The following is a 19821-nucleotide window of genomic DNA, read 5'->3' as shown; positions in this document are numbered from 1 at the left end:
CGCAGCGCTCACTCGCCGCGCGGCACGTTCGCCTTGTTGCCCGCGAGCGGCGAGCCGTAGCCGCCGCTGTTGGCGTTGTTCGGAAGACCGTTGACGAGCTGCGCGCGCGGATCGCTCGGATTGAGATTGAGTTCGCCCGCCTGCGCGTTGCCGTGCGTCGGATATTGACTGCCGAGCGGCGCGTCCGGCATGAGCTTCGTGCTGTTCTGCGGCGCGTACATGTCGGTTTCGACGCTCGGATGCAACTGCGCGAAAGCCGATGTGGCGGCAAAGGCCGATGTGAAAACAAACGCGGCACAAGTCACTTTCATGGCTGACTCCCTGCAAAAGTCCCGTTCAGTGTAGTCCGCGAGCGGGACGAAAGACGCCATCACCCTTTCGCCGACCAGTCCAGCGTTTGTTCTCTCACAACGCCTACTTCTTGTGTTTTTTGAGCTTTGCTTTGCGCTTGGGCCGTTCATCGATGATGCGCGCTCGATGCTTGTCCTTCATCTTCTTCCATTGCTTGCATTCGTTCTTCGTGCGCAGACAACCGATGCACAGGTCGGTCTTTTCATCGAACTTGCAGATGCCGATGCAGGGTGAATCGACTGCCATGATGTCCTTTTCAATGAGCCGCGGCTTTCGCCGATGAACCGCGGCGAAACGTCAATGTCGCACGCGCGACGTTTGCGCATCCAACTGATTGTTCCGATCATGGCGATAGAGCACGGCGCGGCCCGCGCTGCTCCCGTATCTCCTCACCGTTGAACCGATTGCAGGGGAATTCGGCTCCCGAATAGACTCACCTCAATGGCGACGGGCGCGACGCGCACGGCACGCGCCTTGCTTGACCGTCGCTGCTCCCGCGCACAAGCCGGCGCGCCAGCAACACGCCGTGCGCCGCCCGACTTAAATACAGAAAGCGAGCCATTCCCCATGCCGCAAGCACCCGGGCCGCGCCGGCCACCCGCGAAGATCCTGCCGCCCGAAGCGCCCGGCGTGCGTGCGCTGGCGTCACTCGTGACGGGCGTCGTCATCATTTGCGCGCTGTATTTCGGCCGCGCGGTGATGATCCCGATCATCCTCGCGATCCTATTGAGCTTTTTGCTCGCGCCGTTCGTCGACTTCCTGCGGCGGCTGCGCTTCGGTCAGGTGCCGTCGGTGATCGTCGCGGTGGTGATCGCGCTGTCCGTGCTGACTGCGGTCGGCGCCTTGATCGGCGCGCAGGTCGCGCAGCTCGCGAGCGATCTGCCGAAGTATCAGGTCGCGGTCGAGCGCAAGATCGAAAACGTGCAGCGCATGACCGTCGGCCGCGCCGACGAGTTTCTCGGCCGCGCATCCCGTGCGTTGAAGCGCATTTCGCCCGCGCGCGAGCAGGAGCCGAAGAACGAGGACAACCCGGCCGCGTCGCCGATCGATCAGCCGATGCCCGTCGAAGTTCACGAGCCCACGCCGACGCCGCTGGAGCTGGCGCAGCGCTTTCTGTCGCCGATCATCAGTCCTCTGGAAACCACGGGCATCGTGCTCGTCGTCGCGGTGTTCATCCTGTTGCAGCGTGAGGATCTGCGCGACCGGCTGATACGGCTTTTCGGCTCGCGCGACCTGCATCGCGCGACCACGGCGATGGACGAGGCCGCCCGGCGTCTGTCGCGCTACTTCCTCGCGCAGCTCGGCATCAACGCGAGCGTGGGGATCGTCATCGCGATCGGGCTTGCGATCATCGGCGTGCCGGGCGCGCTGCTGTTCGGCGTGATGACCGCACTCCTGCGCTTCGTGCCTTACGTCGGGACGTGGATCGCGGCGATCGTCGCGGTCGTGTTCGCGGCGGCGGTCGGCCCCGGCTGGGCGATGCTCGTGTGGACCATCGTCCTGTTCGGCGTGACGGATATTCTCGCGGGTCAGGTCGTCGAGCCGCTGCTGTACGGGCACAGCACGGGATTGTCGCCGTTCGCGGTGATCGTCGCGGCGATCTTCTGGAGCTGGATCTGGGGGCCGATCGGCCTCGTGCTCTCGACGCCGCTTACTCTGTGCCTCGTGATTCTCGGCCGCCACGTCGATCGGCTCGAATTTCTCGATGTGCTCTTCGGCGACCGCCCCGCGCTCACGCCCGCCGAGAACTTCTATCAGCGCCTGCTCGCGAACGATCCCGACGAGGCGCTCGTGCAGGCCGAGACGCTGCTCAAGGAGCGCTCGCTGATCGCGTATTACGACGAGGTCGCGCTGGAAGGCCTGCGCTACGCCCACAACGACGTGCTGCGCGGTGTCGTGACCGCGGATCAGCTGCGGCGCATCAACGAATCCGCGCTCGACATCATCGAAGGACTGGAGGACGCAGAAGATACCGCCGTGACCGTCGAGCGCAAGGAAGAGCTGCCCGCGAGCTTCGATTCTGTCGACAATGCGCAAGGCCTGGCGCACGAAACCCCGCCCGCGCGCTTCGATGCCGAGAAAGAAGGCCACACGGCGTCGGTGCTGTGCATCGCGGGGAGAAGCGAGCTGGACGATCTCGCGGCGACCATCGCCGTGCAGCTCTTTCGCAAGCACGGCCTGTACGCGGATCTCGCGGGCTACGAGCGCTTCTCGCGCGGACGTTTCGGTGAAGTCGATCTCGCGGGCGTGTCGATCATCTGCGTGGTGTCGTTCGATGCAGCCGAGTCGCCGCCATATTTGCGCAATCTGCTGCGGCGCCTGCATCAGCGTGCGCCATCGGCCGAGCTGATTGTCGGGCTGGTGTTCCCCGAAAGCCCGTTGCAAGGTGAAGTGCTTGTGCGCACGAGCTCGGCGGCGGTGTCGTTCCGGGAACTGGTCGAGGCATGCGTGGCAGCCGCGCGCCGCCAGTCGAGCGACGGCGTGCCGTGGGCCGGTCTCGGCGACACGGGCGGCGAAGCCGCTTTGAGCGGGCCGGGCGAGGACGTGCCTGAATTGCGGAACGCGTGACGCGTGACGCGCTTACCGGTTCCCGTCGAACAGATCGTTGAGCATGGTATCGAAGGCGGCTTGCGCGTCTTCGAGTTCCTGAAGCGCGGCATCGAACGTCTGCAGCGCCATCTGCGACGGCCGGCCGTCGCCTTCGGGCGGAAACTGCGTTTGCAGCGCCAGGAAGGCGGACTGAACCTGACGCGTCGCGTTGACGATACGTTCCATCGCTCGCGCTTCTTCCGCGCGATTGTTCTCAGCGGTCATCGGACACACTCCTCGTTGGCAATGTCCCGATAGTACCAAGCGATGCGCTCTTCGACGCTGCCCGATCTCAAGCTTTCGCGACCGTGAAGAGCCGCACGGCTTCGTCGAGCACCACGGCGCGTTGCGCGAGGCGCTGCGCGGTAGCCGCCGCCTGCTCGACGAGCGCGGCGTTCTGCTGGGTCGAGTCGTCGAGATGCGCGACCGCCTGATTCACCTGCGCGATGCCCTCGGCCTGCTCGCTGCTCGCCTTCGCCACTTCCATGATGATCGTCGACACGCGGTTCACCGCTTCGTCGATGGCGCGCATCTGGCTCGTCGTGCGCGTGACGAGGCTCGTGCCTTCCGCGATTTGCGCGACGCTCGTCGCCACCACGCCTTCGATTTCCTTCGCCGATGCCGCGCAGCGCTGCGCCAGATTGCGCACTTCGGTCGCGACGACCGCGAACGAGCGGCCCGCTTCGCCCGCGCGCGCCGCCTCGACGGCCGCGTTCAGCGCGAGGATGTTGGTCTGGAACGCGATGCCGTCGATGACATCGGTGATGTCCGCGATGCGCCGCGACGCCGCCGTGATGCCCGCCATCGTCTGCTCGACCTGGCTCGCGATGCGCCCGCCGTCATCCGCCGCGGCCTGCGCTTCCCTGACGAGTTCGAGGGCGCGCACGGTGGCGTCGGCGTTGCCTTGAACGGTGGTGGTCAGCTGATCCATCGTCGCGGCGGTCTGTTCGAGCGACGCCGCCTGCATTTCCGTGCGGCGCGACAGGTCCGTGTTGCCGCTCGAAATCTCGGTGGCGGCTTCGAGCATGCCGCCGATCTGCCCGCGCACGTCGAAGACGATCGCCGCGAGATTCGCCTTCAGCTGGCCGAGCGCGCGCTGCACATCGCCCAGATCGTCGTGGCGCGCGTCGGGCATGTCGACGGTCAGATCGCCCGCCGCCATGCGCGCGGCGAAACCGGACATCGTCCGCACGGGTGCATCCACCTGACGCGACAGCGCGAGCCAGCCCGCGAAGCTCGCCGCCGCGCCGACGGCGAGCGCGATCCAGAACGGCAACGGCGGCGCGCCGCGCCAGCCGGCCAGTGCGGCGATCGACATGCTGACGGGCACTGCCGCGAAAGCCGTACCCAGACGCGCGCTGACCGGCATGTTCGCGATCGCGGCGAGCTTGCCGGCGATGCCGTGTTTCACGAGCGCGCCGCGCACGAGCTTGTGCGACGCGTTGCCGGTCTTGATCTGCGCATAGAGCGCCGTTGCCTCGCGCACTTCGTCCAGCGTCGGCTTCACGCGCACGGAGAGATAACCGACGACCTTGCCGTGCTCCATCACCGGCGTCACGTTCGCGCGTACCCAATAATGATCGCCGTTCTTGCGCCGGTTCTTGACGAGCGCGGTCCACGAGCGGCCGGCGCGGACCGTCGCCCAGAGATCGGCGAAAGCTTCGCGCGGCATGTCGGGGTGACGAATGATGTTGTGCGGCTCGCCGATCAGCTCCTCGCGCGAGAAGCCTGACACTGACACGAACGCCGGATTGCAGTACTGGATGTTGCCGGAGAGATCGGTGGCGGAGACGAGCATCTCCGAGGCGGGGAATTCGAACGCTTGCTGGGTGACGGGCTGGTTGTTGCGCATGATGTCCTTGCTTCTTCCGATTCGCGCGCCGCCTTCGGGAAGGCGGCGCACGCCTGATTACAAGGACATAACGGCCAGAACCCCCACGATCTTTAGGGGATTCCGAGTGAAACACTCAAGTGTGGCGGAATGTCGCCGATAGACGCGCGTCGCTCACTGCGCGCTCCATCCTCCATCGATCTGCAGCGCCGAGCCGCGCATCTCGCTTGCGGCATCGGAGCAGAGAAACACCGCCATGTCGCCGATCTGCTGCGCGGTCACGAACTGCGCGGACGGCTGTTTGTCGCCGAGCAGCTTTGCGCGGGCGGCATCGGGCGTGAGCGAGTCGCGCGCGGCGAGATCGTCGATTTGCTTCTGCACGAGCGGCGTGAGCACGAAGCCCGGGCAGATCGCGTTGACGGTCACGCCGGTGCGGGCGTTTTCGAGCGCGGCGACTTTCGTCAGCCCGAGAATGCCATGCTTGGCGGCGACATAAGCCGACTTGCCCGCCGAGCCGACGAGCCCATGCACCGACGCGATGTTGATCACGCGGCCCCAGTTGCGGGCGCGCATCTGCGGCAGCGCGACGCGCATCGTGTGGAACGCCGAGCTCAGATTGATCGCGATGATGGCGTCCCAGCGGTCGACCGGGAATTCGTCGATGGTCGCGACGTGCTGGATGCCGGCATTGTTCACGAGGACGTCGACGGCGCCGAATGTTTCGTTCGCGAAGGCGATCATCGACTCGATTTCTTCGGGCTTCGTCATGTCGGCTGCGTGGTGGACGGCCTTCGCGCCGGTCGCTTCGATTTGCTTCAGGGTGCCTTCGATATCGCCGAAGCCGTTTAGCACGAGATTCGCACCGGCTTGCGCGAGCGCCGTGGCGATGGCGAGGCCGATGCCGCTCGTCGAACCGGTGACGAGGGCCGTTTTGCCGGCGAGCGATTTGTTCGATGCGGTTTGGATCATATGCGGTGCGTTCCTTTGGCTTGGGTTTTTTATGGCCTTTGAATGGCCGGCGCTTTTTTGTCCTGCTTCTGGGGCTTGCGTAGAGTTTGGCGTGCTGTCGCCATTGGCGGAATTGGGGTTGGCGCTGGCTTTCGGTTTGTTTTTGCTTTGGCTTTCGCTTTTGTTTTCGCCGGATCCCGTTTTCTTTTTGGTTTATTAGCGTTGCCCCCGCGTGGGGCAGTGCCAGTAGACCGACACGAAATCAGGATTCCGCGCGAAAAGAAGGCCCACCGGCACCGCCTCAAGCAAGACGGATCAAACGATCCCCGTCAGGTAATACACCGCGATAACAAAGAACACAGCGAGCGTCTTGATAACCGTCACCGCGAAAATATCGCGATACGACTCCCGATGCGTAAGCCCGGTCACCGCGAGCAGCGTAATGACCGCGCCGTTGTGCGGCAGCGTATCCATACCGCCGGAGGCCATCGCCACCACCCGATGCAGCACTTCGAGCGGAATATGCGCCGCCTGCGCCCCAGCGATAAACGTATCGGACATCGCGGCGAGCGCGATACTCATGCCGCCCGACGCCGAACCGGTGATCCCCGCGAGCGCACTCACGGAAATAGCCGCATTGACGAGCGGATTCGGAATGCTCTTCAGCGCATCGCTGACCACGATAAAGCCCGGCAAAGCCGCGATCACACCGCCGAAGCCATACTCGGAAGCCGTGTTCATCGCCGCGAGCAACGCGCCCGCGACAGCCGCACGTGTGCCGACCGCGAACCGCTCCTTCACACGCGGGAACGCCGTCAGCAAGACGAGCACGATACCCAGCAACAACGCACCCTCGACCGCCCAGATCGCCACGACGGTCTTCACAGCCGTGGTCACCGGCGCATGCACGCCCGGCAGCACCTCCGGCGGCACCGTGTAACTCGCGCCGTACCACGTCGGAATCCACTTCGTCAGCGCGAAGTTCGCCACGCCGACGAGAATCAGCGGCGCAATCGCGAGCACCGGATTCGGCAGCGACGTCGATTCCACGCGCTCCGGCTCGTTCACGAGCGAGGTGCCGTAGCCTTCACCCTTGGCCATCGCCGAGCGGCGGCGCCATTCGAGGAACGTCAGGCCGACCACGATGATGAACACCGAGCCGATCACGCCGAGCCACGGCGCGGCCCAGCCGGTCGTCTTGAAGAACGTCGTCGGGATGATGTTCTGGATTTGCGGCGTGCCCGGCAGCGAATCCATCGTGAACGAGAACGCGCCCAGCGCAATCGCGCCCGGCATCAGGCGCTTCGGGATATTGCTCTGCCGGTACATCTCCGCCGCGAACGGATACACCGCGAACACGACGACGAACAGCGACACGCCGCCATAGGTGAGCAGAGCGCACACCGCGACGATCACCGCATTGACGCGCGACTTGCCGATATAGCGAATGGCGGCAGCGACGATCGACTCCGAGAAGCCCGACAGCTCGATGACTTTCCCGAACACCGCGCCGAGCAGGAACACCGGAAAGTACAGCTTCACGAAGCCGACCATCTTCTCCATGAAGATGCCGGAGAACACGGGCGCGACGGCGGCGGGATCGGTGAGGAGCACGGCGGCGAGCGCCGCGATCGGGGCGAAAAGAATGACGCTGTAGCCGCGATAGGCGGCAAGCATCAGGAACGCCAGGGCGGCGAGCACGATGAGGAACGACATTGAGTCTCCGTGAGTGGTTGTTCTTTGAAACGTTGTGCGCGTCTTCTGGAAGCGCCACCGGCGCGTCGATAACGCACCGCGCGGGCACAATGCAGGTTCCGTGCCAAGAAGCCGAAACGCAACGCTGACGGGCATCGGGCCAGCATGCCATCGCAACGTTTCAGTCCGATGTCTCCGGATCGAGACATTGCAAAGGCATCGCGCAGCCATGCAACTCGTCAAGACTAGTACAGATGCGGATTGCCGGCGCGTCTCCGAATGGAGATATTTGTCTCGGTTTAGAGAATTGGAGACCTGGGCGCCATGCGCAACGACTGGATCAACGTGCCCCTCGACTATAGCGACGTCATGCGTCGCGCGATGGAGTCGCTTTTCAAAACCTTCGAGAATCTGAGCGAGGGCACTTTCATCGTCGATGCCGATGCGCGCGTCGTGTGGATCAACAAGCGCTATGCGGCGCGTTTCGGATTCGACGATCCGCTCGACGCGATCGGCCTCGACTGCGAAGCGGTGATTCCAAACAGCCTGATGCGCGAAGTCGTCGCTACAGGCAAGCCGATTCTGCTCGACGTGCTGGAAACCGATCGCGAGCCGCTCGTGGTCACGCGCCTGCCGCTCAGGGACGAGTCCGGCGCGATCATCGGCGCGATCGGTTTTGCGCTGTTCGACGAGATGAAGGCGCTCACGCCGCTTTTCGCGCATTACTCGCGCGTGCAGCAGGAACTCATCGCGACGCGTCAGTCGCTCGCGCAGGCGCGACGCGCGAAATACACGTTTTCGAGCTTCGTCGGCACGAGTCCGGCCAGTCTCGAAGTGAAGCGCCAGGCGCGGCGGGCGGCGCTCGTCGATTCGCCGGTGCTCCTGCTCGGCGAGACCGGCACCGGCAAGGAACTGCTCGCGCATTCGATCCACGGCGCATCGACGCGCGCCGGCAAGCCGCTTGTAACGGTCAATGTCGCGGCCATTCCCGACACGCTGCTCGAAGTCGAATTTTTCGGCGCGGCGGCGGGCGCATACACCGGCGCCGAGCGAAAGGGCCGCGTCGGCAAGTTCGAGCTGGCCGACGGCGGCACGCTCTTTCTCGACGAAATCGGCGACATGCCGCTGCCGTTGCAGGGCAAGCTCCTGCGCGTGCTGCAGGACAAGGAGTTCGAGCCGCTCGGCTCGAATCGCATCGTGCGCGCGGATGTGCGCATCATCGCGGCGACGTCCGCCGATCTGCCCGCGCTCGTCGCGGCGGGCCGCTTTCGCGCGGACCTGTTCTATCGCCTGAACGTGCTCACGATTCACGCGCCGCCGTTGCGCGACCGGCTCGGCGATATCGAGGCGCTTGCCTACGCGATTCTCGAAGATCTGTCCGCCGACACGCGACCAGGGCATGTCGGCCATTTCGTGCTGCATAAGGACGGGCTGCAACTTCTCGAGGCGTATTCCTGGCCGGGCAATGTCCGTGAGTTGCGCAACACGCTCGAGCGCGCGCTGATGCTTTCGGAAACCGAGCACATCGACGCCCGCGCGTTGAGCGCGTTCATCGACGCGGGGCGCGTTGCGATCGCGGCCCAGGCGGAACCGGCGGCGCAGGAAGCGGGCGGCCCGCCGAGCCTGTCCTATGCGGACGCGATGACCGATTTCGAACGGCGCTTTCTCTCCGATGCCTTGCGCGCAAGCGGCGGACGCGTCGCGGATGCGGCGGAGAAAATCGGTATCGGGCGGGCGACGCTGTACAAGAAGATCGCGGCGCTCGGCATCGCCGTCTGAAGGGCTTTTGCGCACCGGCCAAACGGCGCGAAAGCTTCGCGTGGCATACTCCCGAAATCGAAAATAACGACCAGAATCAAAGGGGTACGGGATGAAGCGCGGGATGAGAATCGGCAGGGCAATCGGCCTTTCAGTCATGCTTGCGGGCAGCGCGTGGGCGCTTGCCGGATGCAGCAGCGCACCGCCGCTTTTTTCCGCCGATGGTCGCCCGACACAGCAGATTCAGTGCCCCACTTACAGCGGCTGGAGCAACTGCACCGACAACGCGAAGGCGCTCTGCCCGAGCGGTTATGACGTGCTCGGGCAGTCGACCGAGAACAATCAGAACGCGCTGCTCATCGCCTGCAAGGGAAGTTGACCGCTCAGCCTTGCTGCGTCTCGCGCAGCATCGTGACGTCGTACCCGAGCGCGCGCGTGCGCTCGATGAGCGTGCGGCGCAACTCGGCCGAAGGCTTCGCCTCGCGCGTCAGGATCCAGAGATAACGCCCGGTGGGCTCGCCGACGATGGACCACGTGTAATCGTCGGCGTGATCGAGGATCCAGTAGTCGCCGACATAGAACGGGCCGAAGAACGACACCTTCAACTTCGTCCCGTTCGATCCCGGGACGATCTTCGCGCGCCCCTCCGCCGAGCGGTACGGACCGTTCACGTCGCCTTGCCTGCACGCGTTGACGACGGATATGAGCCCGTCCTCGCGACGCGCGTAATTCGCCGTGACGGCTTCGCAGTTGCGTTCGAAGCGGTTCTCGTAGCGCGCGAACTCGTGCCACTGACCGAGATAGCGGTCGAGATCGACGGCCTTCGACGGTTCGGGCACATCGTCGTTGCCGCTCTTGCGCGCTCCGTTCGATGCGCACGCAGCGAGCGTGACGATGCCGCCGATCAAAGCCAGCGCCGCCGCGCCGTATGCCCAGGGTCTTCCGATTTTCATGTCGCCGATGAGTGAGAAGTGCGAGGGCAGAACGAGCAGCAAGCTTCGTTCCGTCCATATGTGACTCCCGAATTTCCTCACCGTCCGCCGCGTATCGTGTCGTGGGCGAACATCGGCGCGAGGCGCAAGTGGCTGTCCTGATTGGGTTTTATTCGATAGCCGCGACCCAGCGATAACGCATTGGCGCGGCTCCCGAATCACCTCACCTTTGGCAAAGCATGCCGATATCTCTGCAAGCTACGCCGGTTTTTGAAGACCGGCCGCACGGTGCGCCGGATACAGACCGCTGCGACCTAGAGAAAAGCCGAATGCGTTAAAGAACAATGACTTGCATCGTCCACTTGATACTGTGAATGAGCTGCTGGAAATGCTTCGCGGTCCGGATGATCCGGCCAAGAGTGAGCCACGCGTTCACACAGCGGCTCACCGTCGCCACACTCCCGAAACCTCTCACCTTTTTGTCCCGGGGTATCCTCTCGCTCTTCATACGCCCAAAGCAGCCGCCTCATGTCTTCGACGGTTTCCTTGCCTCAAGCATTCGTATCACTGCCTTCGCTGCTTACTCCTCTCGTCACGATCATCCTGCCGGTCTTCGGTCTCATCTTCGCGGGCTACGCCTGCCGCAAGCTGAACAAACTCGGGCCGGGCGCCGCATCCGAACTGAATCGCTTCGTCGTCTATCTGGCGTTGCCCGCGCTGCTCTTCGACACCATGGCGAAGACGCCGTGGAGCATGCTCGATCAGCCTGCGTTCATCGCCGCATTCGGCATCGGCTCAGCGGTCATCTTTCTGCTGACGCTCGTCGTGCGGCTGATGCAGTCGCGTCATCTCGCCGATGCGAGCATCGACGGATTGAACGCGGCGTATCCGAACACCGGTTTCGTCGGCTTGCCGCTTTGCCTGCTCGCGTTCGGCAAGGAGAGTCTCGCGCCGGCCGTGATCGCGACGATCATCACCGTCTGCGTGCTGTTCTCGGTGGCGATCGTGCTGATCGAGCTCGGACTGCAAAAAGAGAAGCACATCGGCGCAACGCTCGCGCATGTGGCGAAGTCGCTGGGGAAGAATCCGTTGTTGATCGCGCCGGTCGCTGGCGCGTTGTTGAGCGGTTCGGGCGCGCAGGTGCCCGAAGGCGCAGAAGCGCTGCTCAAGTTGTTGGGCGGCGCGGCGAGTCCTTGCGCGCTCGTCGCGCTCGGTCTTTTTCTCGGCGCGAAAGGCGAGGCGCGCGCCGTCGGCACGACGAGCGCGCTCGTGGCGCTCAAGCTCGTCGCGCAGCCGCTTTTGACATGGTGGCTGGCCTTCCATGTATTCAACTTGCCGCCGCTCTGGGCGAAGACCGCCGTGATTCTGAGCGCCCTGCCGACCGGCACCGGCCCATTCATGCTCGCCGAGTTTTATCGACGCGAAGGCGGGGTGACGTCGAGCGCGATTCTCTTCTCGACCGTGGCTTCGCTCGTCACGGTGACGCTTTGTTTGACTCTGATGCTCTGAGCATGCAAAAAAACGCCCGGCGCGGGGCACCGGGCGTAACCACCTTCTGTTCGACGGTGGAGGAGGACCAGTTCAGACTGCTTCCTCTGATTCCTTCAAGTTGCCGCTGGTTACCGCGTGTTGCTGCCGCCGTGAGCGTCGGCGCGCAGTTGTGCATGCCGTTCCTGATACGGACGCAACTGCGGGTAGCTCAGCGAATTCACGGCGTCGAGATCGCCCGCACGACGCGCGCTCGCGAGTTCCGCCTTCACTTCCGCGCGAGACTTGCCCACCGATGTCGTCTGAGCGAAAGCGGGTGCGGTAGGGAGAAGCGCGGACAGAACCAGACCGCCGAGCAATGCGTTTTTCATTTGAAGCCTCCTGAATGCTTGCGCGTCGACCCCGACGCTTGAAGGGCAGTCTAGGAGCATTCCTATTGGACAAAAATACCGATTGAGCCAACACATTGTTGTCAAGAGTGAATGAATGCTGGTCCTTAACACCAATTAAACGTTGGCTTCACACGGCGGATTGTTACGATATCGACAAGAAAGCCGCCACGATGCCTGCTTTTACGGACATTTGGCGCGCACCATGTTTCGTGTACGAATCAAAAACTGAACGGAATGGGAGTTACTCTCGACTTATCCACAATTTCTGTGGATAACCGTGGGGATAGGTCACCGCGAACCGCATGGCGTCGCGGCGAAAGGTAGATTGCTCGATTCGTCGCAAAAATAGTCCGTAACGTGTCGGCGGGCGTCGAAGACTGTAACCTTGCGATGCGCCTGACATGTGCACGCGTGTCGTTTCGAGAGCGGCGCTTCCGGACCGTTCATCGTCCGGTCCGTCTATTTTTCATCCTTTCACGGGGAAGATTTCATGGCCTTGAAGATTGCGGTGGTCGTTGGCAGCCTGCGGCGGGAGTCGTTCAACAAGCAGCTCGCGCATGCGCTCGTCTCGCTTGCGCCGAGCGATTTTTCCTTCGAGTTTCTCGACATCGGCACGTTGCCGCTCTACAGCCAGGACTACGACAGTGACTTCCCGGAAGTCGCGCGCGCGTTCAAGCAGAAAATCGCCGATGCCAACGGCTTGCTGATCGTGACGCCCGAGTACAACCGCTCGATTCCCGGGGTCTTGAAGAACGCGCTCGACTGGGCCTCGCGTCCGTGGGGGCAAAGCGTCTGGGGCGGCAAGCCGGGCGCGATCATCGGGACGTCGGTCGGGGCCATCGGCACGGCCATCGCACAGTCGCATTTGCGCGGCGTGTGCGCGTATCTGGACATCGTGCTGATGAATCAGCCGGAGATGTACATCAAGCACGATGAGAAGCGCATCGACGCGAGCGGCAATATCGTGAGCGAGGACACGCGCAAGTATCTGCAGACGTTCATGGACAAGTACGCCGCATGGGTGCGTGATCGGGCGGCGTAAGCGCTCACCTTTCCCGATGCGACTACGGCCCGCTGAGAGCGGGCCGTAGTCGTTTGCTGCTGTTTCACATGACGAGACTCAGACGTGATGATGTCCCGTCACGCGATCCCATCCGTGGCGGATGGCGGCCTTGAAGCGGTCCCACGTATCGCCTTCGGGATGCTTGCTTTCCCAGTCGCGACGCGTTTCATATTCCATCTGCTCATCCCACGCGCGGCTGCGGAAGCGATCGTCGTTGCCGAGCGTCGCGCCGTAGCGATACGCACCCTGATAGTCCTCATAAGGCTCGCCCGTCGCCGAGTACTTTGATTCGTAATCGGCGCGGAAGTCTTCTTCGTACTCCATGTACTCGTTGGGCACCGTTGCCGGACCGGCTGTGGGCGCACCCACCGGACCGGCGGCTTGCGTGCCCGCCGAAGCGACCACCGGATCAGGCGACGATCCCGCCGCGCGCGCCGCACCGGGCTGATAGGGCGCCGCCGGTTCGTCGAGCGGTCCGAGCGGTTCGACCGAGCGCCATTCCGAAGCCGTGTCGGTGCGCACGCCGGGTAGCGGGTCACGTTCGGACGCAGCCGCGCCCGTCGTGCGAAGCGGATCACGGCCGGCAAGCGCGTCGCGTTCCGATAGCGATTCGCCCGTGAGTCCGTCGCGCGCCGCGAGCGGATCGGCGGGCGTGCCGGCGAGCGGATCGGCAAGCGGGTCGATGCCGGTCGTCGCGTACGGATCGCGGCCCGTTACGGGATCGCGTCCGGCGAGCGGATCGCGCGTGGTGCCCGCGGCTTCGCTCATCGTCGACTGGGACTGCGACTGTGACTGCGATTGCATGCCGCTGCGCGGCATCAGCGGATCGTCGGCGGGATCGCTGACGTAATCGCGCGGCGTCAGGGCAGCCGGATCGCCGACGTCCGCGTGCGGATAGGCGCGCGCGCGCATCGGCGTCGTGTCCGGACCATTCACCGGCTCGCGTCCCGGCACGGCGCTGCCGCGTCCTAGGCCGAGCTCGTCGAGCACCGAATGGTCGCGGTCGTCGGCGGCCGTCGCGGACATGCCCGGCGTGCCGTGTTCGAGCGTCGTCCAGCTCGCCGCGCGTTCGTCGATATCGATCGCGCCCTGGTCGCTCAGTGTCGCGCGCGCGACGTCGGCCTGCTCGGCGCTCGGTGTATCGACGGCAACGAGGATCGCGCCGCGCCGCACGGCCTCCGAATAGTGCGCGACTTCCGGCGGGTGATCGCGCCCGCCGAAGAGCATGCTGAAGAAACGCTCGATGTTCGCGAGCATGCCTGGTTCCCGATGCGTGACGGCGTCGGGCATGTCGGATTGCGCGGCTGCGTCGTCGCGTTTGGGATTGGCCTGCAGTTCGATATCCGCGCGCGGGAAGCCAGCGGCGATCAAAGCCGAGCGTGCGTCCTCGGCTTGCGCAAAGGTATCAAAAACTCCGATGACGGTGTGTCGCATGTACGCCTCCTGCGGTGGGCGGATTCCGGAAATCGGCGACGTCGTCGCCGCGCCTGGAGGCAATTACGCAACTCGCGTGCCGGATGCGTGCGGGCCGTCGGGCGCTGGAGAGCATGTGACCGGATGGCGGCGCTTTTACAAACGGGCGTGCAAAAGTCGATCGGATTGCGGGCGCTTCAACGATCGGAGGAACGCGCCGCATGCATATCGCGCGTGGCGTCCACGCGCTCGCGGATCGCGCGCAGGAGCGAGTCGAGCAGCGCGATATCGAATGGCTTCGACAGCACGCGCGCGCCCATTTGCCGCGCGCGGTCGAGTTCTTCCGCGTAACCCGTGACGAGAATCACCGGAATGTGCGGCTCGAAGCGCTGCAACATCTCGGCGAGATCGATGCCGTTCATCTGCCCCGGCATGTGGATGTCGGACAGCACGACGTCGAAGGGGAAGTCGGTGGCGGCGTCGGCGCGCGCGGCTTCGAGCACGGTGGCGGCGGTATCGGCGTTGAAGACATAGGTGACGTGGTGGCCCATCATCGTGAGCAGGGCCTCGGTGCCGGCGGCGACTTCCTCATTGTCTTCGACGAGCAGCACGCGCAAGCCGTCCGCCTGTCCCGCCGCGGCCTGTTCTTCCGCCACGGCCGCGCCCGGTGCGCCCGCCGCGCGCGGCAGATACAGGCGCACCGCCGTGCCGGCGCCGATCGCGCTGTCGATGGTCGCGAGCCCGCCCGCACGTTCGCAGAACGCAAAGACCTGCGGCAGGCCGAGGCCCGTGCCCATGCCCTTCGGCTTGGTCGTGAAGAGCGGTTCGAACGCGCGCCCGAGCACGTCGGAACTCATGCCGGAGCCGTTGTCCTCCAGCATGATCTGCACGAATTCGCCGGTGATCGGAAAGCCGTCTTCGTGGCGAAAGCGCACGTTGTCGGCGCGCACGGTGAAGGTGCCGCCGTTGGGCATCGCGTCGCGCGCATTCACCGCGATGTTGATGAGCGCGAGTTCCAGTTCCGCCGGATCGACGCGGATCGCCCACACGTCCGGCGCGACCTCGACGTTGAGCGCCACCTTCGCACCGAGCGACGCGCGCAGCAGCTCGCGTCCCGCCGGCACCCATCTGCCGATAGCGATGATCTCGCTTCTCAACGGCTGCTTGCGCGCGACGCCGAGCAACTGCCGCGTCAACGACTGGCCGCTCTTCAACGCGCGTTCCATCGCCGTCAGCTCGCGGTCGAGGCCGGGCGCGCCGCGCCGCCGCGCGATCTGCACATTGGTCGAGACGATCATCAGGAGATTGTTGAAATCGTGCGCTACGCTGCCCACGAGATTGCCGAGCGCTTCCATCTTGCGCGCCTGGCGATACGCGGATTCGATCGAACGGCGCATCGACGCTTCCGCCTGCCAGCGCTCCCACGCGTCTTCTTCGGTCGCGAGCCGCCGCAACGATTGCGCGATCACGCCCCACAGCACGACGCACGGCGCGAATATCGAGAGCGCCAGCACGCTCAGATGCTTCCACCAGGCGGACCAGATCGTCGCGATCGGATAGCCGCTCGACACGTAGACCGGATAGGCGCCGACGCGCCGGAACGCGACGATCTTCAATTGATTGTCGAGCCCGGACACCATCTTCACGACGCCGCTGCGGCGCCCCTCGACGTACGCTTCGCGCAACGGCGAGCTGGCGGCGAGCGCCATGCGCTCGGGCGGGCGCGGCGGATACCAGGCGAGCACTTCGCCATCCGAGCGTGATAATCCGAGCGAGACGCTCGGGTTGTCGCCGATGAGCTCGCGGTAGAACGCGCCGAAGTACGCGGGCCGCAACGCGATCGACACGATGCCGTCGAACTTGCCCGACGCCGTGCGGCGCGCGACCGCCGTGTTGAACACCTGCTCGCCGGCGACCCGTCCCACCATCACGCGGGAAATCTGTTCGATCTGCTGGCCGGCGCGCAAGCCGCCGAAATCGTCCCGGTCCGCGACCGAAATGTCGGGCGCCGGCCAGGTGCGGCTCGTCGCGAGCAGCCTGCCGTCGGAACCGAACACCGAAGCCGCCGCGACCTGCTGATAGCTGCTGCTGATCGTCCTGAGACGTTGATGAATCGTGGCGCTCTCGCGACGGATGGCGGCGGCGTCGAGGTCGTCGAGCAGATCGACGATGCGCTCGTTGAGCGTCACGTTCAGATCGAAGACCTTGAGGGCGTGCTCCTCGGCGACGCGGGCATTGCGCGCGACGAGATCGGAGGCATCCGCGACGCGCGCGTGGTAATCGGTGAAGGCGGTGACCACGACGTATACGCACGGCAGCACGATCGCGGCGACGAGGAGCGCGTAGAGCGTAAGCCGCTGCGCGGCGAAGTTGCGTTCGGGAACGACCGGAAACGGCGGTTCTTCCTGCCATGATTCCCCGGCAGGATCGGCGTTGGACTCCTCACGTTGCAGCGTCATTTTTGGCAGCGAATTGGAAAACTTACTCGACGCCTGCGCCAGGCGCCCGTCGTGACGGGCGCGTGGTAGGAAGTTGCCGAGCCTGACCGGTGCAACCGCAAGTAGAACGCATGAAGCATGCCGATCGGGGAGTCAAGCTGCACGCGACACGTGGAGGAAAACCTCGGTCACGCGCGAAGTTAGCGAGATTATCGGAAGCGCAAACGTACACAAAAGCAAGAGAACGTATCACAACAGAAGGTGGGGCGTAGAATCTTCCTGATTAACGACTGTTTTAATCATATTAATTCTCGCTTCGCACTCTCGCGAGTTGCTTTGACATTCTGATGGGCAGACAATGCAATCCTCCGACCTGATACGCCACTTAGAAGCGTCGGCCGGAGGATACAAGCAGCCTTGCGGCGCGCGCCGGGGAGCAGTACCGCTTGTCCGGCCAGTCGCCGGCGGGCAGCGCGACCAAGCGAGGATAAGAAGGCCACGGTCCGGAACTTTTTTCGGACCACGCACGGGGCAGTCAACATGACGCCGATCGAGAGCCAGCATGCATCGCGCGGAGTGCGCACGCTGATCACCCAGCGCTCGCCCGCGGGTTGGCGCGCCTTCGTCCACAAGCGCCGCGCCTGGCTCATCGCCGCCGAGCTGCATCTCCGACAGCGCCCGCATTCCCGCCGGGCGAGAGGGCTCGTACCGGTTCTGCCGTGAAGATCGCTTTAAAGATCGCCGCGCGGATGCCGTAATCAAATACGAGAGCCTGCCGTGTCTGCCGACGCGCCGCCGCCCTCAGCCCGAAAACAGCCCAAAAAGATCCTGCCGACCATGCCGTTGCCGATTGTCATTGCCGATGATTCCCTGCTCGCGCGCAAGGTGCTGACGCGCGCGCTGCCCCCGGACTGGGACGTCGAGATCTCCTATGCGACCAACGGGCGCGAGGCGCTCGAGCATTACCGGGCCGGCCGCGCCTCGGTGATGTTCCTCGATCTCACGATGCCCGACATGACGGGCTATCAGGTGCTCGACGCCTTGCAACACGAGGACCTGAACACGTTCGTGATCGTCGTGTCGGCCGACGTGCAGCCGATGGCCCAGGAGCGGGTGCGCGCGCTCGGCGCGATCGCGTTCCTGCCGAAGCCGGTGACGCCCGAAGCGCTGCGTCCTGTTTTGAAGGAGTACGGACTCCATGGTTGAACCCGCCCTGAACGAAGATCAGCGCGACGCGCTGCAGGAAGTCGCCAACATGGCGATGGGCCAGGCCGCGACCCGACTCTCGAAGCTGCTCGGCACATTCATCGAGCTGTCGGTGCCGCGCGTGCGCGTCGTGAGCGTGGCCGAGGCATCCGCGGCGCTCGCCGAGATGACCGGCATCACCGATACCGTGACGGCCGTGCGCCAGGGCTTTCGTTCCGACATCAAGGGCGAGGCGATCGTGCTGTGCAAGAGCGGCAGCGTCGATCAGCTGTGCGCGCTCGTTGACGATCCGTACACGAAATCCACCTACGAGGCGACGACGCGCACCGAACTCGTCTTCGACGTCGCGACCGTGCTGATGGGCGCGTGCGTGTCGTGCATCCTCGACCGACTCGGCCGCTCGCCCATCTTCTCGCCGCCTGGCATGCTCGGCTCGGAAATCGGGCTCGACGAGGTGTTTCAGCCGGCGATGCTCGCCTGGAAGACCGCACTCCTGCTCGAAGTGAATTTCGCGCTCGAGGACCACAGCTTCCGCGCGCATCTCGTGATGCTGATGGCCGAAGACGCCATCCCGCATCTGAACGAAGCGCTCGACGCGCTTCTGTCGAGCCTCTGAACGGGACGCCATCGTGAGCATGGACGAACTGCGCCACGCGCTCTCCGAACTCGTGATCGAGCGCGTGGGTTTCGGCATTTTCGTGCTCGATCGCGATCTGAACGTGCTGATGTGGAACCGGTTCATGCAGGACCACAGCGGCAGGACGGCCGAACAGGTGATCGGCAAATCCATCTTCGCGAGCTTCCCCGAACTGCCGCGCGTCTGGTTCACGCGCAAGGTCGAGAGCGTGTTCCAGCTCGGCAGCTTCGCGTTCAGCTCGTGGGAGCAGCGGCCGTATCTCTTCAAGTTCGACCACGATCGGCCGATTACCGGCGGCGTCGATTTCATGCAGCAGGACTGCACCTTCATGCCGCTCATGCTCGAGCGCGAGGTGCGCGCCGTCTGCGTGACGATTTCCGACGCGACGCACGCGAGCATGATGCAGCGCGCCCGCGACGAAGCGGTGGCGAAGCTGCAGGAATTCGCGGACCGCGATGGTTTGACCGGCATCGCCAACCGGCGCTACTTCGAATTGCGCCTGCGCGACGAATTCTCGCGCTGGCAGCGCTACGGCGGCGAGCTGTCGATGCTCCTCTTCGATCTCGACCACTTCAAGCGCATCAACGACGACCTCGGCCACCTCGTCGGCGACACGGTTTTGCGCGTGATGGCCGAGCGCGTCGCGAAGAGCGTGCGCGTGCAGGACGTGTTCGGGCGCTTCGGCGGCGAGGAATTCGCGCTGCTTCTGCCGTGCACGAATTTCGAGGACGCGATGATCGTCGCGGAGAAGGTGCGCCGCGAGATCGGCGAGACGCCCATCGACGTGCAGGGCGCACGCGTGCCGGTCACGGCGAGCGTCGGGGCGGCGCGTGCGCGGACCGGCGTGACGTCCTCGTACGAGGCGCTCATCAACGAGGCCGATGCGGCGCTTTATACGGCCAAGCGTGAGGGGCGGAATCGGGCAGTGGGCTTCGCCTGAATCGCCGCTCGATACGCCGGGCCTTGCCCCGCGCGGCTCCGGCGCAATCGGGCAAAGTATTGATATACTCTTTGCCGCTTCCGGCGCAGTCACAGCCGGCTCGCGCGCCGCCTTTCCTCCTCGGTCGTCCCGCTCAGCGC

General features: G+C 64.6%; 18 protein-coding genes. 8 read left to right on the top strand and 10 right to left on the bottom strand.

The genetic code is table 11. The features are described from left to right. Positions 1 to 8 precede the first annotated feature (8 nt). Positions 9 to 311, bottom strand: coding sequence for a hypothetical protein (locus NCS58_RS21065; protein ID WP_250490499.1), 303 nt, complete (start codon positions 309 to 311; stop codon positions 9 to 11). A gap of 103 nt (positions 312 to 414) precedes the next feature. Then, positions 415 to 597, bottom strand: a complete 183-nt coding sequence (locus NCS58_RS21060; protein WP_061120013.1) for a DUF1289 domain-containing protein — start codon at positions 595 to 597, stop codon at positions 415 to 417. A 321-nt stretch (positions 598 to 918) separates the two neighbouring features. Here NCS58_RS21060 and NCS58_RS21055 point away from each other — a divergent pair, with 321 nt between their 5' ends. Then, positions 919 to 2919, top strand: coding sequence for an AI-2E family transporter (locus tag NCS58_RS21055; protein WP_061120012.1), 2001 nt, complete (start codon positions 919 to 921; stop codon positions 2917 to 2919). A 12-nt stretch (positions 2920 to 2931) separates the two neighbouring features. Here NCS58_RS21055 and NCS58_RS21050 read toward each other — a convergent pair whose 3' ends face one another. The 4 genes from NCS58_RS21050 to NCS58_RS21035 form a co-directional block, all read right to left on the bottom strand. Next, the gene (locus NCS58_RS21050; protein ID WP_061120011.1) at positions 2932 to 3165 is read right to left on the bottom strand and encodes a hypothetical protein; all 234 of its coding nucleotides are present in this window, start codon (positions 3163 to 3165) and stop codon (positions 2932 to 2934) included. A gap of 67 nt (positions 3166 to 3232) precedes the next feature. Continuing rightward, positions 3233 to 4792, bottom strand: a complete 1560-nt coding sequence (locus NCS58_RS21045; protein ID WP_061120053.1) for a PAS domain-containing methyl-accepting chemotaxis protein — start codon at positions 4790 to 4792, stop codon at positions 3233 to 3235. A gap of 153 nt (positions 4793 to 4945) precedes the next feature. Continuing rightward, complete coding sequence (locus tag NCS58_RS21040) at positions 4946 to 5740, bottom strand: 3-hydroxybutyrate dehydrogenase (RefSeq protein WP_250477526.1); 795 nt, start codon at positions 5738 to 5740, stop codon at positions 4946 to 4948. A 294-nt stretch (positions 5741 to 6034) separates the two neighbouring features. Continuing rightward, entirely contained in the window at positions 6035 to 7435 is a 1401-nt protein-coding gene (locus NCS58_RS21035; protein WP_061120009.1) for a GntP family permease, read from the bottom strand. A gap of 303 nt (positions 7436 to 7738) precedes the next feature. Between NCS58_RS21035 and NCS58_RS21030 the strand changes: the two genes are divergently transcribed. Both NCS58_RS21030 and NCS58_RS21025 read left to right on the top strand, forming a co-directional pair. Continuing rightward, a complete protein-coding gene (locus NCS58_RS21030; RefSeq protein ID WP_061120008.1) occupies positions 7739 to 9193 on the top strand; it encodes a sigma-54-dependent Fis family transcriptional regulator in 1455 nt (484 codons plus the stop codon). 103 nt (positions 9194 to 9296) lie between these two features. Beyond that, positions 9297 to 9551, top strand: a complete 255-nt coding sequence (locus tag NCS58_RS21025) for a hypothetical protein (protein ID WP_061120052.1) — start codon at positions 9297 to 9299, stop codon at positions 9549 to 9551. A 4-nt stretch (positions 9552 to 9555) separates the two neighbouring features. Here the strand turns inward: NCS58_RS21025 and NCS58_RS21020 are convergent, their stop codons facing one another. Then, positions 9556 to 10125: a lipocalin family protein gene (locus NCS58_RS21020; protein WP_061120051.1), complete on the bottom strand. Its 570-nt coding sequence runs from the start codon at positions 10123 to 10125 to the stop codon at positions 9556 to 9558. Positions 10126 to 10632: 507 nt separating this feature from the next. On the opposite strand from NCS58_RS21020, the gene NCS58_RS21015 reads away from it, so the two are divergent. Continuing rightward, a complete protein-coding gene (locus tag NCS58_RS21015) occupies positions 10633 to 11613 on the top strand; it encodes an AEC family transporter (RefSeq protein WP_086961371.1) in 981 nt (326 codons plus the stop codon). A 110-nt stretch (positions 11614 to 11723) separates the two neighbouring features. On the opposite strand, the gene NCS58_RS21010 is transcribed toward NCS58_RS21015, so the two are convergent. Then, on the bottom strand, positions 11724 to 11963 hold the full coding sequence (locus NCS58_RS21010; RefSeq protein ID WP_061120007.1) for a DUF4148 domain-containing protein: 240 nt from the start codon (positions 11961 to 11963) through the stop codon (positions 11724 to 11726). A 511-nt stretch (positions 11964 to 12474) separates the two neighbouring features. Between NCS58_RS21010 and NCS58_RS21005 the strand changes: the two genes are divergently transcribed. Then, positions 12475 to 13026 (top strand): NADPH-dependent FMN reductase, encoded by a 552-nt coding sequence (locus tag NCS58_RS21005; protein WP_061120006.1) that lies wholly within the window; start codon positions 12475 to 12477, stop codon positions 13024 to 13026. A 78-nt stretch (positions 13027 to 13104) separates the two neighbouring features. On the opposite strand, the gene NCS58_RS21000 is transcribed toward NCS58_RS21005, so the two are convergent. After that, complete coding sequence (locus NCS58_RS21000) at positions 13105 to 14481, bottom strand: hypothetical protein (protein ID WP_061120005.1); 1377 nt, start codon at positions 14479 to 14481, stop codon at positions 13105 to 13107. A 176-nt stretch (positions 14482 to 14657) separates the two neighbouring features. Further along, positions 14658 to 16919, bottom strand: coding sequence for a hybrid sensor histidine kinase/response regulator (locus tag NCS58_RS20995; RefSeq protein WP_250538873.1), 2262 nt, complete (start codon positions 16917 to 16919; stop codon positions 14658 to 14660). Between the two features lie 816 nt (positions 16920 to 17735). Here NCS58_RS20995 and NCS58_RS20990 point away from each other — a divergent pair. The 3 genes from NCS58_RS20990 to NCS58_RS20980 are packed head-to-tail and all read left to right on the top strand — an operon-like array spanning position 17736 to position 19681. After that, positions 17736 to 18104 carry a response regulator gene (locus tag NCS58_RS20990; protein WP_014251608.1) on the top strand — a complete coding sequence of 123 codons (369 nt, stop codon included), beginning with the start codon at positions 17736 to 17738 and terminating at the stop codon, positions 18102 to 18104. Then, positions 18097 to 18720: a chemotaxis protein CheC gene (locus NCS58_RS20985; RefSeq protein ID WP_061120002.1), complete on the top strand. Its 624-nt coding sequence runs from the start codon at positions 18097 to 18099 to the stop codon at positions 18718 to 18720. Before NCS58_RS20990 ends, NCS58_RS20985 begins: the two co-directional genes overlap by 8 nt. Positions 18721 to 18739: 19 nt before the next feature. Continuing rightward, entirely contained in the window at positions 18740 to 19681 is a 942-nt protein-coding gene (locus tag NCS58_RS20980) for a GGDEF domain-containing protein (RefSeq protein ID WP_061120001.1), read from the top strand. The last annotated feature ends 140 nt before the right edge of the window (positions 19682 to 19821 follow it).

The organism is Caballeronia sp. INML3B, from assembly GCF_023631305.1.
In the GTDB taxonomy this organism is placed as follows: Bacteria; Pseudomonadota; Gammaproteobacteria; order Burkholderiales; family Burkholderiaceae; genus Caballeronia; species Caballeronia turbans.
The sequence above is the reverse complement of the archived record's forward strand: the minus strand, read 5'-3'. Positions and strand labels throughout refer to the sequence as shown.

Excerpts from the sequence above, each read along its gene's own strand:
- NCS58_RS21065 (WP_250490499.1), bottom strand. The coding sequence starts at position 311 with ATGAAAGTGACTTGTGCCGCGTTTGTTTTCACATCGGCCTTTGCCGCC.
- NCS58_RS21060 (WP_061120013.1), bottom strand. The coding sequence starts at position 597 with ATGGCAGTCGATTCACCCTGCATCGGCATCTGCAAGTTCGATGAAAAG.
- NCS58_RS21055 (WP_061120012.1), top strand. The coding sequence starts at position 919 with ATGCCGCAAGCACCCGGGCCGCGCCGGCCACCCGCGAAGATCCTGCCG.
- NCS58_RS21050 (WP_061120011.1), bottom strand. The coding sequence starts at position 3,165 with ATGACCGCTGAGAACAATCGCGCGGAAGAAGCGCGAGCGATGGAACGT.
- NCS58_RS21045 (WP_061120053.1), bottom strand. The coding sequence starts at position 4,792 with ATGCGCAACAACCAGCCCGTCACCCAGCAAGCGTTCGAATTCCCCGCC.
- NCS58_RS21040 (WP_250477526.1), bottom strand. The coding sequence starts at position 5,740 with ATGATCCAAACCGCATCGAACAAATCGCTCGCCGGCAAAACGGCCCTC.
- NCS58_RS21035 (WP_061120009.1), bottom strand. The coding sequence starts at position 7,435 with ATGTCGTTCCTCATCGTGCTCGCCGCCCTGGCGTTCCTGATGCTTGCC.
- NCS58_RS21030 (WP_061120008.1), top strand. The coding sequence starts at position 7,739 with ATGCGCAACGACTGGATCAACGTGCCCCTCGACTATAGCGACGTCATG.
- NCS58_RS21025 (WP_061120052.1), top strand. The coding sequence starts at position 9,297 with ATGAGAATCGGCAGGGCAATCGGCCTTTCAGTCATGCTTGCGGGCAGC.
- NCS58_RS21020 (WP_061120051.1), bottom strand. The coding sequence starts at position 10,125 with ATGAAAATCGGAAGACCCTGGGCATACGGCGCGGCGGCGCTGGCTTTG.
- NCS58_RS21015 (WP_086961371.1), top strand. The coding sequence starts at position 10,633 with ATGTCTTCGACGGTTTCCTTGCCTCAAGCATTCGTATCACTGCCTTCG.
- NCS58_RS21010 (WP_061120007.1), bottom strand. The coding sequence starts at position 11,963 with ATGAAAAACGCATTGCTCGGCGGTCTGGTTCTGTCCGCGCTTCTCCCT.
- NCS58_RS21005 (WP_061120006.1), top strand. The coding sequence starts at position 12,475 with ATGGCCTTGAAGATTGCGGTGGTCGTTGGCAGCCTGCGGCGGGAGTCG.
- NCS58_RS21000 (WP_061120005.1), bottom strand. The coding sequence starts at position 14,481 with ATGCGACACACCGTCATCGGAGTTTTTGATACCTTTGCGCAAGCCGAG.
- NCS58_RS20995 (WP_250538873.1), bottom strand. The coding sequence starts at position 16,919 with ATGACGCTGCAACGTGAGGAGTCCAACGCCGATCCTGCCGGGGAATCA.
- NCS58_RS20990 (WP_014251608.1), top strand. The coding sequence starts at position 17,736 with ATGCCGTTGCCGATTGTCATTGCCGATGATTCCCTGCTCGCGCGCAAG.
- NCS58_RS20985 (WP_061120002.1), top strand. The coding sequence starts at position 18,097 with ATGGTTGAACCCGCCCTGAACGAAGATCAGCGCGACGCGCTGCAGGAA.
- NCS58_RS20980 (WP_061120001.1), top strand. The coding sequence starts at position 18,740 with ATGGACGAACTGCGCCACGCGCTCTCCGAACTCGTGATCGAGCGCGTG.